Annotated in this window: 11 protein-coding genes; 7 read left to right on the plus strand and 4 right to left on the minus strand. The window is 69.4% G+C overall.

Annotation, left to right across the window (positions count from 1 at the left end; translation table 11 throughout):
• Positions 1-93: 93 nt before the first annotated feature.
• The 4 genes from FGL94_RS08370 (at position 94) to FGL94_RS08385 (ending at position 4,583) form a co-directional block, all read left to right on the plus strand.
• Complete coding sequence (locus FGL94_RS08370; protein ID WP_144923322.1) at positions 94-1,194, plus strand: ATP-NAD kinase family protein; 1,101 nt, start codon at positions 94-96, stop codon at positions 1,192-1,194.
• A 209-nt stretch (positions 1,195-1,403) separates the two neighbouring features.
• Positions 1,404-3,626: a CDC48 family AAA ATPase gene (locus FGL94_RS08375; protein ID WP_144923325.1), complete on the plus strand. Its 2,223-nt coding sequence runs from the start codon at positions 1,404-1,406 to the stop codon at positions 3,624-3,626.
• Between the two features lie 67 nt (positions 3,627-3,693).
• Entirely contained in the window at positions 3,694-4,227 is a 534-nt protein-coding gene (locus tag FGL94_RS08380) for a DUF5815 family protein (protein ID WP_144923328.1), read from the plus strand.
• Positions 4,228-4,367: 140 nt separating this feature from the next.
• Entirely contained in the window at positions 4,368-4,583 is a 216-nt protein-coding gene (locus tag FGL94_RS08385; protein WP_144923331.1) for a hypothetical protein, read from the plus strand.
• A 34-nt stretch (positions 4,584-4,617) separates the two neighbouring features.
• Here FGL94_RS08385 and FGL94_RS08390 read toward each other — a convergent pair whose 3' ends face one another.
• On the minus strand, positions 4,618-5,655 hold the full coding sequence (locus FGL94_RS08390) for a S66 family peptidase (protein ID WP_144923334.1): 1,038 nt from the start codon (positions 5,653-5,655) through the stop codon (positions 4,618-4,620).
• Positions 5,656-5,813: 158 nt separating this feature from the next.
• On the opposite strand from FGL94_RS08390, the gene carB reads away from it, so the two are divergent.
• Both carB and FGL94_RS08400 read left to right on the plus strand, forming a co-directional pair.
• Positions 5,814-9,038: a carbamoyl-phosphate synthase large subunit gene (carB, locus tag FGL94_RS08395; protein WP_144923337.1), complete on the plus strand. Its 3,225-nt coding sequence runs from the start codon at positions 5,814-5,816 to the stop codon at positions 9,036-9,038.
• 67 nt (positions 9,039-9,105) lie between these two features.
• Positions 9,106-9,585, plus strand: a complete 480-nt coding sequence (locus FGL94_RS08400) for a universal stress protein (RefSeq protein ID WP_144923340.1) — start codon at positions 9,106-9,108, stop codon at positions 9,583-9,585.
• Between the two features lie 41 nt (positions 9,586-9,626).
• On the opposite strand, the gene FGL94_RS08405 is transcribed toward FGL94_RS08400, so the two are convergent.
• The 3 genes from FGL94_RS08405 to FGL94_RS08415 all read right to left on the minus strand — a co-directional run bounded on the left by FGL94_RS08405 (position 9,627) and on the right by FGL94_RS08415 (position 11,738).
• The gene (locus FGL94_RS08405) at positions 9,627-10,304 is read right to left on the minus strand and encodes a DJ-1/PfpI family protein (RefSeq protein WP_144923343.1); all 678 of its coding nucleotides are present in this window, start codon (positions 10,302-10,304) and stop codon (positions 9,627-9,629) included.
• Between the two features lie 122 nt (positions 10,305-10,426).
• Positions 10,427-11,128, minus strand: coding sequence for an SCO family protein (locus FGL94_RS08410; RefSeq protein ID WP_144923346.1), 702 nt, complete (start codon positions 11,126-11,128; stop codon positions 10,427-10,429).
• 106 nt (positions 11,129-11,234) lie between these two features.
• The gene (locus FGL94_RS08415; protein WP_144923349.1) at positions 11,235-11,738 is read right to left on the minus strand and encodes a winged helix-turn-helix transcriptional regulator; all 504 of its coding nucleotides are present in this window, start codon (positions 11,736-11,738) and stop codon (positions 11,235-11,237) included.
• 114 nt (positions 11,739-11,852) lie between these two features.
• On the opposite strand from FGL94_RS08415, the gene FGL94_RS08420 reads away from it, so the two are divergent.
• A complete protein-coding gene (locus tag FGL94_RS08420) occupies positions 11,853-12,200 on the plus strand; it encodes a DUF7471 family protein (protein ID WP_144923351.1) in 348 nt (115 codons plus the stop codon).
• Positions 12,201-12,216 lie beyond the last annotated feature (16 nt).

The following is a 12,216-nucleotide window of genomic DNA, read 5'->3' on the forward strand; positions in this document are numbered from 1 at the left end:
TCATGGTTCGCGCTTGTTCTGGGGGCGTCTTAAGTATTGATCTTCCCGCGGCGAGACGGCCCCCCTTAAGGGCTCGCCGCCGAAGGACCGGACATGCACGTCGGATTCGCGGTGAACCCGGTCGCCGGGATGGGCGGTCGCGTCGGGCTCAAAGGCACCGACGGGAAGGTGGCGGAGGCGGTCGCGCGCGGCGCGGAGCCCCGAGCGCCGGACCGCGCGCGGCGGGCGCTGGAGCGACTCGCCGCGATCGCGCCAGAGACGCGCGTCTCGACCGCCGCCGACCCCATGGGCGAGCGGCTGGTCCGCGACGCCGGCTTCGATCCGGGCCGCGTGGTCGACCCGTTCGACGGCGCGGCGCCCGACCCCACGGCGACGACGGCCGAGCACACCGCGCGCGTCGTCGAGGCGTTCGTCGGCGGCGACGACCCGGTGGATCTCGTCCTGTTCGTCGGCGGCGACGGAACGGCGACGGACGTGGCGACGACTTTGGAGGAGACCGGGACCGAGACCCCGATGCTCGGCGTCCCGGCCGGCGTGAAGGTGTACTCGTCCGTGTTCGCCGTCTCGCCCGAGGACGCCGCGGAGGTCGCGGCCGCCTTCTCCCGCACCGAGCGCCGCGAGGTGATGGACATCGACGAGGACGCCTACCGCGAGGGGGAGGTCCACCCGGAGCTTCGCGCGATCGCGCGCGTCCCGGTCGCCGACGACCTCCAGTCGTCGAAACAGACCGCGAGCGGGACCGTCGAGTCGCTGGCGGAGGGGGTCGCAGACGACATCCGCGAGCGCGAGGGGGAAGGGGTCACCTTCGTGCTCGGCCCGGGGTCGACGGTCGGCGCGATCAAGGAGGAACTCGGGTTCGAGCCGTCGCCGATCGGGGTCGACGTGTGGCGCGACGGCGAGGTGGTGCTCCGGGACGGGGCCGAGCGGGAGATCCTCGACGCGCTCGGCGAGGAGAACGTGATCGTCGTCTCGCCGATCGGCGGACAGGGGTTCGTCTTCGGCCGGGGGAACCCGCAGCTGTCGCCGGCGGTGATCCGGCGCTGCGACCTGCGGATCGTCGCCTCGCGGACGAAGCTCGACGACGTGCGGGCGCTCCGGGTCGACACCGACGACCCCGACCTCGACGCGGAGCTCGCCGGGTGGGTACGCGTCCGGGTCGGCAAGTTCGAGACGCGGATGATGAAGATCGCCTGAGGGCCGGAAGAGCGACGAGTGGGACGCTCCGCGGAGACGGCGAAAACCCACCCATGCGACGGCGTTTTAAATACGGGTGCCGTATCGTGCTATATGATGACACAGATCGCCGCACCTCCCGAATCGCACGGGGGAACCGGCGGCGCCGACAGGGGCAACAGGCTTATTCCCGAACCGGGTGCAGTTACGGACAACCCCCGCGAGGAACCATGAACGAAGTCCAACTCGAAGTGGCGAAGGCGTACCCGAACGACTCGGGGCGCGGCATCGCCCGACTCGACCCCGACACGCTGTTGCACCTCAAGCTCTCGCCCGGCGACATCATCGAGATCGAGGGCGCGGAGACCACCGCCGCGAAGGTCTGGCGCGCCGACCGCCAGGACTGGAACACCGACACGGTCCGCGTCGACGGCTTCACCCGCCAGAACGCCGACGTGGGTATCGGCGAGCGCGTGACGATCCGGAAGGCGGAGGCCGAGAAGGCCGACAAGCTCGTCTTGGCCCCGCCGGAGGAGGCGTCGGTCCAGTTCGGCTCCGACGCCGCCGGCATGGTGAAACGTCAGATCCTCAAGCGGCCGGTCGTCGAGCGCGACATCGTCCCCGTGATGTCGTCGACGAACCACCCGTTCATGCGGTCGCCCGGGCAGGCGATCCCGCTGATCGCGGTGGAGACCGAGCCCGACGGCGTCTGTCTGATCACCGAAGACACGGAGGTCGAACTGCGCGAAGAGCCGATCTCCGGCTTCGAGAAGACTGGCGGCGGGATCACCTACGAGGACATCGGCGGGCTCCAGTCGGAGATCCAGCGCGTCCGCGAGATGGTCGAGCTGCCGATGAAACACCCGCAGATCTTCTCGAAGCTCGGGATCGAGCCGCCGCAGGGCGTCCTCCTGCACGGCCCGCCGGGCACGGGGAAGACCCTGCTCGCGAAGGCCGTCGCCAACGAGACCTCGGCGTCGTTCTTCTCGATCGCCGGCCCGGAGATCATCTCGAAGTACTACGGCGAGTCCGAACAGCAGCTCCGGGAGATATTCGAGGACGCGAAAGAGGAGAGCCCGAGCATCATCTTCATCGACGAGCTCGACTCGATCGCGCCGAAACGCGAGGACGTGACCGGCGAGGTCGAGCGCCGCGTCGTCGCCCAGCTGTTGACGATGATGGACGGGCTCGAAACGCGCGGGCAGGTGGTCGTCATCGGGGCGACCAACCGCGTCGACAGCGTGGACCCCGCGCTCCGCCGCCCCGGGCGCTTCGACCGCGAGATCGAGATCGGCGTCCCCGACGAGGTGGGCCGCAAGGAGATCCTCCAGATCCACACCCGCGGGATGCCGCTCTCCGACGACGTGAGCCTCGACCACCTCGCGGACGAGACCCACGGGTTCGTCGGCGCCGACATCGAGAGCCTCACGAAGGAGGCCGCGATGAAGGCGCTCCGGCGCTACCTCCCCGAGATCGACCTCGACGACGAGGAGGTCCCGCCGAGCCTGATCGACCGGATGATCGTCAAGCGCGACGACTTCTCCGGGGCGCTCACGGAGGTGGAGCCCTCCGCGATGCGCGAGGTGCTGGTCGAGCTCCCGAAGATCTCGTGGGACGACGTGGGCGGGCTCTCCAGCGCCAAAGAGCAGGTCCAGGAGTCGGTGGAGTGGCCGCTCACCTCGCCCGAGAAGTTCGACCGGATGGGCGTCGACGCGCCGAAGGGCGTGCTGCTGTACGGCCCGCCCGGCACGGGGAAGACGCTGATGGCGAAGGCGGTCGCCAACGAGACGAACGCGAACTTCATCTCGGTCCGGGGGCCGCAGCTGCTCTCGAAGTGGGTCGGCGAGTCGGAGAAGGCGATCCGGCAGACGTTCCGGAAGGCTCGGCAGGTGAGCCCGACGATCATCTTCTTCGACGAGCTCGACAGCCTCGCGCCCTCGCGCGGACAGGAGATGGGGAACAACGTCTCCGAGCGGGTCGTCAACCAGCTCCTCACCGAGCTCGACGGGTTAGAGGAGATGGGCGACGTGATGGTGATCGGCGCCACCAACCGTCCCGACATGATCGACCCCGCGCTGCTTCGCTCGGGCCGGTTCGACCGGCTCGTGATGATCGGTCAGCCGGACCAGGAGGGGCGCAAGCAGATCCTCGATATTCACACGCAGGACACGCCGCTCGCGCCCGACGTGAGCCTCCGCGAGGTCGCCGAGATCACCGACGGCTACGTCGGCTCCGACCTCGAGGGGATCGCCCGCGAGGCCGCGATCGAGGCGCTGCGCGACGACGACGACGCCGAGGAGGTCGAGATGAAGCACTTCCGGCGCGCGCTGGAGTCGGTGCGTCCCACGATCAACGACGACATCCTCGCGTACTACGAGGAAATCGAAGAGCAGTTCAAGGGCGGCAGCGGCAACGCGATCCGCGACACCGGCGGCCGGATCGGGTTCCAATAGCGCTCTCGGCGTTCCCGCTTCCGTCCCGTTCCGCGCCTTTTAACCCCGACAGCGACGAACGACGGGTATGTCCCAGCCGCGCGTCCCCGGCGGTGACGAGAACACGCTGGAGCTGCCGTGCGGACAGACGATCGCGTCCGGTGAACTGGACCTGGGGATGCGCGAGTTCGAGTGCGACTGCGGCGAGACGCACGCGGTCGTGATGGACGTCCACCCCCCCGAGCGGTTCCTCCCGGACTTCCTAGTCGAGGTGCTCCGCGAGGCGATCGAGACCACGAGCGAGGAGATGCCGGAGTTCGACACGCCGCACCTGCTCGGCGTGGTCTTGGAGGAGTTCCCGGAGGCCGTCGTCGCGTACGACGCCAGCGAGAACGCCGACGTGGGGTACGCGATGGCGTGGGTAACCGACTTCGACTCCCGCCGGCTCCACGAGATCGTCGTCGAACTCGTCGTCGAGCTGATGGAACACGCCGTGAGCCACGCCGACGACGGCGAGGCGCTCTCGGCGTTCGAAGAAGAGATGGTCGCGTTCGACGTGAGCGAGTTCGTCGACCAGTACCGCGCCGAGCGCGACCTCGAAGCCGAGGACCCGTACGCCTGAGCGAGGACCTCACGGCCACTCGGTCTGTTCCGATCGGCGCCTCAAACGGCCGAGGACGACCGCGTCAGCCCTCGTGTCAGACGAATGTCCGACTCTTGTCTCACTGAATCCTATATATTCGGGGACCGTACGTAAGACGTATGAGCGCCGGTGAATACGACCGGTACGACCGGATCCGCGGCGTGCTCGCCGAGGCCGACGAGCCGCTGACGGCGCGGGAGATCCTCGCGCTCGCGGGGGAGTGCGAGGAACTCGACAGCCCCCACCGCGTCGCCACCGTGTTGGGTCGCTGGGCCGAGCGCGGCGAGGTCGAGGTCATCGCCGATCGCCCCTACCGATACCGACTGGAGACCTGATCGCAGCGGGCTTGTCGGTGTGAGAAGCGCTCGGTCAGTCCGCTCCGAACCGGAGCGAGCCGTCGGCCGGATCGAGCGTCGCGACCGCACCGAGCGGGAGCGGGAACGACGGGTCGGTGTGACCGAAGTCGTAGCCGAAGCCGGCGACGGTCTCGGGGGCGTACCGTTCGAGTTCCCGAGTGACGACGCGCTCCAACTCGGCGGGATACTCGTCGGGGTCCGGGTCCCACTCTAGCGGCGGCGCGTTGGTCCGCGGGCGACCGACGAGCGCGGCGTCGAACCGCTCCAACAGCCCGCGCTCGCCCATCGCACGGAGCGTGTAACCGACCTCGCGCGGCGGCGGCACGTCTTCCGAGGTCTCCAGCGCGAGCACCGCGCCGTCGAGCCGCTCGGCGTCCGGGAGGTGCCGGTCCGCCTGGAGGTGCCACTTCACGATCGCGAAGGAGCCGCCCCACACCCGGCCGCGAACCGGTTCGTCGGGGTCTCCGTCCGGCCCCACCCACGTCGTCGGACCCGGGTTCTCGCGCCATGTGCGCGCGTCGCGCGTCTCGAAGTCGAACCAGTCGTCGGTCCACTCCGGGGCGGGCTCGACCCGACCGAGCGACTCCTCGAACAGCGCGCGCCGGAGGTACCGCTCGGTGTACGGGCGGAGGTCGTCGTCGCAGACGAGGTCGGGATGAATACCGAGCCCGTAGCTGACGATCCCGCGGTTCCAGAGGAACAGCCGGAGGTTGTCGTTGTCGCTGTAGCCGAAAAAGCGGGTCGGGTTCGCCGCGAGGGCGTCGCCGTCGAGGTGTTTCAAGATCCGAATCTGGTCGTCGCCGCCGGTGTACGCCATCACGGCACCGATCTCGGGATCGGCGAAGGCGTCCTCGATGTCGGCCGCGCGCGCCGCGGGCGGCGCCGGCTCGTCGCGGTCGGGGTCCGCGGTCGGGAACACCCGCGTCTCGACGCCGAGCGCGGCGAGCCGTTCGCGTCCGATCCGGAGCTTCGTCGCGTCGGGGGGCCGAGAGGGAGCCACGACGGCGAGCGTCTGGTCGTCGCCGAGCGACGGGGGCGTAGTGAACGCCATAGTGACGGGTTGCGTCAGGAATCCTCATAAACCGTCGGCGTGCTTGGTACAGTGACTCGTTCGTTATGAGACGACATGCCTTGCGAAAATCGCAAAGTCGCTGCGAGATTCGTATTCTATCGCCGACCTTATTACGATGAGCGTACTCCGTCGCGATAATGAGCGAGGACCGGACCATACTACTCATCGGTAGCGGACCGATCCAGATCGGACAGGCGGCCGAGTTCGACTACTCCGGCGCACAGGCGTGTCGCGCCCTGCAGGAGGAGGGCGCCCGCGTCGTCCTGGTGAACTCGAACCCGGCGACGATCATGACCGACCCGGAGACCGCGGACCGGGTGTACATCGAGCCGATCACGCCCGAGGCGATCTCGGAGGTCATCCGGATCGAGGAGCCCGACGGCGTCATCGCGGGGCTCGGCGGCCAGACCGGGCTCAACGTCACCGCAGAGCTCGCCGAGGAGGGGATCTTAGAGGAGTACGACGTCGAGGTGATGGGGACGCCCCTCGACACCATCTACGCGACGGAGGACCGCGACCTGTTCCGCCAGCGGATGGAGGATCTGGGCCAGCCGGTGCCGAGGTCGACGACCATCTCGCTGGACGAGGACGAGTCGGTCACCGACTTCGACGAGGCGGCCTTCCGCGAACACGTGCAGGAGGCGGTCGACGCGGTCGGCGGGCTCCCCGTTATCTCCCGGACGACGTACACCCTCGGCGGCTCCGGCTCGGGGGTCGTCGACGACTTCGAGGAGCTCGTCGAGCGCGTCCGCAAGGGGCTCCGCCTCTCGCGGAACAGCGAGGTGCTCGTCACCGAGTCCATCTCGGGCTGGGTCGAGTTGGAGTACGAGGTGATGCGGGACGCCGACGACTCCTGTATCATCATCTGCAACATGGAGAACATCGACCCGATGGGGATCCACACCGGGGAGTCGACGGTCGTCACCCCCTCGCAGGTGATCCCCGACGACGGCCACCAGGAGATGCGCGACGCCGCGCTCGAAGTGATTCGAGACCTCGGTATCCAGGGCGGCTGTAACATCCAGTTCGCGTGGCACGACGACGGTACTCCCGGCGGCGAGTACCGCGTAGTGGAAGTGAACCCGCGCGTGTCGCGCTCCTCCGCGCTCGCGTCGAAGGCGACCGGGTACCCGATCGCCCGCGTCACCGCGAAGGTCGCGCTCGGCAAGCGGCTCCACGAGATCGACAACGAGATCACCGGCGAGACGACCGCCGCCTTCGAGCCCGCGATCGACTACGTGGTGACGAAGGTGCCGCGGTGGCCCATCGACAAGTTCGACGACGTGGACTTCGAGCTCGGTACGGCGATGAAGTCCACCGGCGAGGCGATGTCGATCGGCCGGAACTTCGAGGAGAGCCTGCTGAAGTCGCTCCGCTCCGCGGAGTACGACCCGGCGGTCGACTGGGAGGCGGTCGACGACGACACCCTCGAGACCGAGTACCTCGAACGCCCCACACCGGACCGCCCGTACGCCATCTTCGAGGCGTTCGACCGGGGTTACACCGTCGCGGACATCGAGGAACTGACCGGGATCAAGCCGTGGTACCTCGAACGGTTCAAACGCGTCAGCGACTCCGCGCAGGCCGCCCAGAACGGCGAGTTCGCGCAGGCGGCCACCGCGGGCCACACGAACGCCGAGATCGCGGCGCTCGCCGGCGGCGGGACCGACGTCGACGCCGTGGAGGCGGACGTCCCCGGCCGAACGTACAAGCAGGTCGACACCTGCGCCGGAGAGTTCGCCGCCGAGACTCCGTACTACTACTCCGCGCGCCAGTCGGAGTTCGAGCGTGGACCGCTGAAAGGGGACGCCGCGGCCGGCGAACTGGTCGTCGACAAGGACGTCGACAGCGTGGTCGTCGTCGGCGGCGGCCCGATCCGGATCGGACAGGGCGTCGAGTTCGACTACTGCTCGGTCCACGCGATCCAGGCGCTCCGCGAACTCGGCATCGAGGCGCACGTCGTCAACAACAACCCAGAGACCGTCTCGACCGATTACGACACCTCCGACGGGCTGTTCTTCGACCCGATCACCGCCGAGGAGGTCGCCGACGTCGCCGAGGCGACCGGCGCCGACGGTGTGATGGTGCAGTTCGGCGGGCAGACGTCGGTGAATATCGGCGAACCGCTCGAGACGGAGCTCGAGCGCCGCGGGCTCGACTGCGAGATCATGGGGACGAGCGTCGAGGCGATGGACTTAGCGGAAGACCGCGACCGGTTCAACGTCCTGATGGACGAGATGGGCGTCGCCCAGCCCGAGGGCGGCACCGCGACGAGCGAGAGCGAGGCGCTCGAACTCGCCCACGAGATCGGCTACCCCGTCCTCGTTCGCCCCTCCTACGTCCTCGGTGGGCGCGCGATGCGCGTCGTCGAGAGCGACGCGGAGCTGGAGGAGTACATCGAGGAGGCGGTCCGGGTCTCCCCGGACAAGCCGATCTTAGTCGATCAGTTCCTCGACGACGCGGTCGAACTGGACGTCGACGCCGTGGCCGACGGCGAGGACGTGCTGCTCGGCGGCGTGATGGAACACGTCGAGAGCGCGGGCGTCCACTCGGGCGACTCCGCCTGTATGATTCCGCCGCGCTCGCTCGACGACGAGACGCTCGGCCGGGTCCGCGAGGTCACCGAGGACATCGCCCACGCGCTCGACACGGTCGGGCTGCTCAACGTCCAGCTCGCGGTGACCGGCGTCGGCGACGACGACGCCGAAAGCGAGGTGTACGTGCTGGAGGCGAACCCGCGCTCCTCGCGGACGGTCCCGTTCGTCTCGAAGGCGACGGGCGTGCCCATCGCGAAGCTCGCGGCGAAGGTGATGACCGACGACCTGACGCTCGACGACCTCGACGTCGACGAGCAGGTGCCGGAGCACCGCAGCGTGAAGGAGGTCGTCCTCCCGTTCGACCGCCTGCCGGGCTCGGACCCGCGGCTCGGCCCGGAGATGAAGTCGACCGGCGAAGTGATGGGGACGGCCCGCTCGTTCGGCAAGGCGTACGACAAGGCGCAAGACGCGACGAGCAAGCCGATCCCCGAGTCCGGCACCGCCGTCGTCGACCTCTCGGCCGACGAGTTCCCGGACCCGGACACCGAGGCCGGCGAGGCCCTCGTCGACGGGTACGCCGAGCACTTCGAGCTGAGCGAGGCGACGGACCTGATCGAGGCCGCGAAGCGCGGCGAACTCGACCTCATCGTCTCGCGCCAGCGCGACCTGCTAGAGATCGCCGTCGAGGAGGAGATCACCTACTTCTCGACGCACGCCTCGGCGAAGGCCGCGCTCGAAGCCATCGAGCACAAGGCCGACGACCTCGACGTGATGGCCGTCTCCGACCGGCCGAAGCGCGTCGAGAAGTGGGGCTCCGCGGAGTAGACGGCGGAACCGCCGCCGTTTCTTTGCACCGACAGCGTATTTACGTCCCGCATGCAACCCTCCAGACATGACTCTCGTCGTGGTCCCGGTCCGGTTCCCGCCGTCGTCCCACTCCGAGGCGACGCTGCGGGAGGCCGTCCGCGTCGCCGATGAGCGCGACGCCGACCTCACGATCCTCCACGTTGACCTGTATCAGAACTCGGGCGGCGTCTCCCGCAGCGACCTGAAACGCGCCGTCGAAGAGCGGATCGGCCGGCTGGACCGCGCGCGGTACGTCGTCCGTCGGGGGTTCCTCGTCGAGGAGACCATCCTCGAAGAGATCGTCGCCGAAGGCGCCGACGTGGTCGTTATCGGCTCGAAGCAGGCCGGGCGCTGGCGGCGCATGGTCCAGAAGCTCCTCTCCGACCCCGACATCGACACGTACCTCCGCAACGAACTCGACTGCACCGTGATCACTGTCGACGCCGACGGCGACACCACGACCAACGAGGCCGGCGACGGCGCCGACGACGCCGCGCCGCTACCCGAAGACGGGGCTGACGACTGAGCAGTCTCGGCCGATACGGCTCCGCACCCCTCTCGGTTCTCTCACTCCACTCCGGCGACCGCGTCCCGACGCTCGTACTCGATGACGGTCGCGACGCGGTCGGCGATCGCTTCGCCGAACTCCCGCTCGACGAGGTACAGCGCGAGGTCGATTCCGGAAGTCACCCCGCCCGCGGTGAGCAGGTCGCCGTCGTCGACGACGCGGGCGTCCACGACCGCGGCGCCCGACTCCCGGAGCTCGCCGATCGCGGAGGCGTGGGTGACCGCGCGCCGCCCGTCGGTGACGCCGGCCTCCGCGAGCAGCATCGCGCCGGTACAGACCGCGGCGGTCCGGACGCCGGCGGCGTGGTACTCGCCGAGCGCGCGCGGCACGTCGCCCTTCTGCGCCTCCGCCCACGCGCTCGCCTCCCCGTCGCGCGCGGTCCAGCCGCCGCCGGGGACGACGAGCAGGTCGGGCGCCTCGTCGCCGTCCGGCTCCGAGAGAACGCCGTCGACGCCGACGCGCGTCCCGTGGCTCGCGGTCACCCGCTCGCGCTCGTCGAGGGTGACGTACCGGACGCGACCCGGTCGCTCGGCGGCGGTCGGATCGTCGGCCGACCCGTCGCCCGCTCCCGCGCTCGCCTCCTCTGCGGCGTAGCCGAGCGCGTAGTCGAACACCTCGTACGGGCCGATCGCGTCGAGCTCGTCGAACCCGTCGTACAGCAGGATATCGACGTTCACTGTCGGGGACCTACGCGTCCGGTCGTGATGTGTGTTCCCCCGGCGACTGCGCGCGCTCTCGGCGACTCCCGGGTGGTTCACTCCCGACTCACTCCCGGCTCACTCCCGACTCACCCCTCGACTCACCCGTCGGCGAACGCCTCGACGACCGCCTCGATGTCGCCGGCGACCCGGTCGCGGTCGATCCTCTCGCCTCGGTAGGCGCGTTCGACGACGCCGTCGGGGTTGACGAGCAGGGTGACGACGATGTGCGTGAAGTCGTACCCCTGCAGCCGGTCGCTCTCGGTCGTGCGCTCGAACCCGATACCGAGCCGGTCTTCCACGACCGTTTTCGCTCGCTCCGGGGTCTCCGGGCGGAGGTAGTGCCAGTTACCTGCATCGCGATTCACGCCGATCGACTCGGCGTTGTCGCGTAGCGCCGCCTCGTCGTCGCGCTCGGGATCGAACGTGATCGGGAGGAACAGCGTCTCGTCGGTCAGTCCCGCGTCGGCGACGCGTCGCTGCACCCCGACGAGTCGCCGGAGGAGGATTCCGCACTCCGCCGGACAGAAGGTGAACACCGCGGTCACTATCGCGGTCCGGTCGACGGCCTCGCTATCGATGGTGATCCCGGCGATCGGGTCCCGCAGCTCGAACGCCGGGAGCGGTTCTCCGTACGCGGGGTACGAGAGGTCCTCGCTGTCGGCGATCTGGTCCTCCTGTGGGTCGAGCGCGACGTCCTCAGGCTCGCCGTCGATGACCGACGTACACCCGGCGGTCGCGCCGATCGTTGCCGCGCCGACCGTCGCCTTGCCGATCCCTCCGAGCAGCGCTCGGCGTCTCATGTCGAAACCGACGGCCGGGCGGCGCATAACCGGTCTGGTGCGGGCGTCGAACGCGAGAATTCGGGCCGCGAGCGACGGCAACGCGACGGGATTCGCCGCGGACGGCTCACTCGAACAGGCTGTCGACGGTCCGGACGAACCGGTCGACGATCCGGTCCGGGAGCGACGGCGACACCTCGTCGAGGAGCGCCGCGGTCCGCTCGGGGCGCGCGAGCGAGAGGCGCATGGGACGGTCGTCGGACTTCTCGACGATCCCGCTCTCGACGAGATTCGAGGCGTGCCACGAGACCGTGCTCCGCGCGAGATCGAGCCCGTCAGCCAGCGCCGCCGGCCGGGTCGGGCCGTCGACGTGGAGCCGAACGAGGATGCCGCGGGGGGTCTCCCGCCGGAGGTAGGCGATCGCCCGTCGCTCCCACGAGTCGAACCTCGGGTCGAAGTAGTGGGCGCGGCCGCCGATCCGCTCGACCGCGATTTCGCCGTCGCGGACGAGCCGGCGGAGGTGGTACTGCGCCTGTCCGGTAGCGATGTCGAGGTCGCGGCCCACCCGGTTGAAGTGGACGCCCGGCGTCTCGCGGACGTGTCGACGGACCCGAGATCTGGTGTCCGGCATGGGTGCTCGGTGTTGGCTACCGGAGCGGTGTTTAAAACCACCGCGCGCGTTCCCCCCGAGCGGGAGCGGTCCGGGAGTGTATTCTTGTCGCTCGCCGTAGTACGACTCGACAGCGTGATTCCGACTCCCGCGAGCGCGACCGTCGGCGGGTGGGGCGTAGAGGGGTCGCTGCCGCTTTTGGCCGTCGTGTTCGTCGCCGGCGCCGGCACCGGGCTCCTCTTTCTCGTGAGCCTCGTCGCGTACCGCCGCCGCCGGAGCGCGCAGTACGCGCTTATCAGCGTCGCCGTCGGCGCCCTCCTCGCCCGCTCGATCGTGGGCGCGGGCACCGTCCTCGGCGTCGTGCCGATGCCGGTTCACCACTTCGTCGAACACAGCCTCGACTTCCTGATCGCCGCGGTCGTCCTCTACGCGGTGTATGCGCACGCTCCGGGGTCCGTGGACGGCGACGCGGCGTCGGACTGACCGGAGAGCGGAGCGG

This window comes from Halorubrum salsamenti (assembly GCF_007671685.1).
Taxonomy (GTDB): Archaea; Halobacteriota; Halobacteria; order Halobacteriales; family Haloferacaceae; genus Halorubrum; species Halorubrum salsamenti.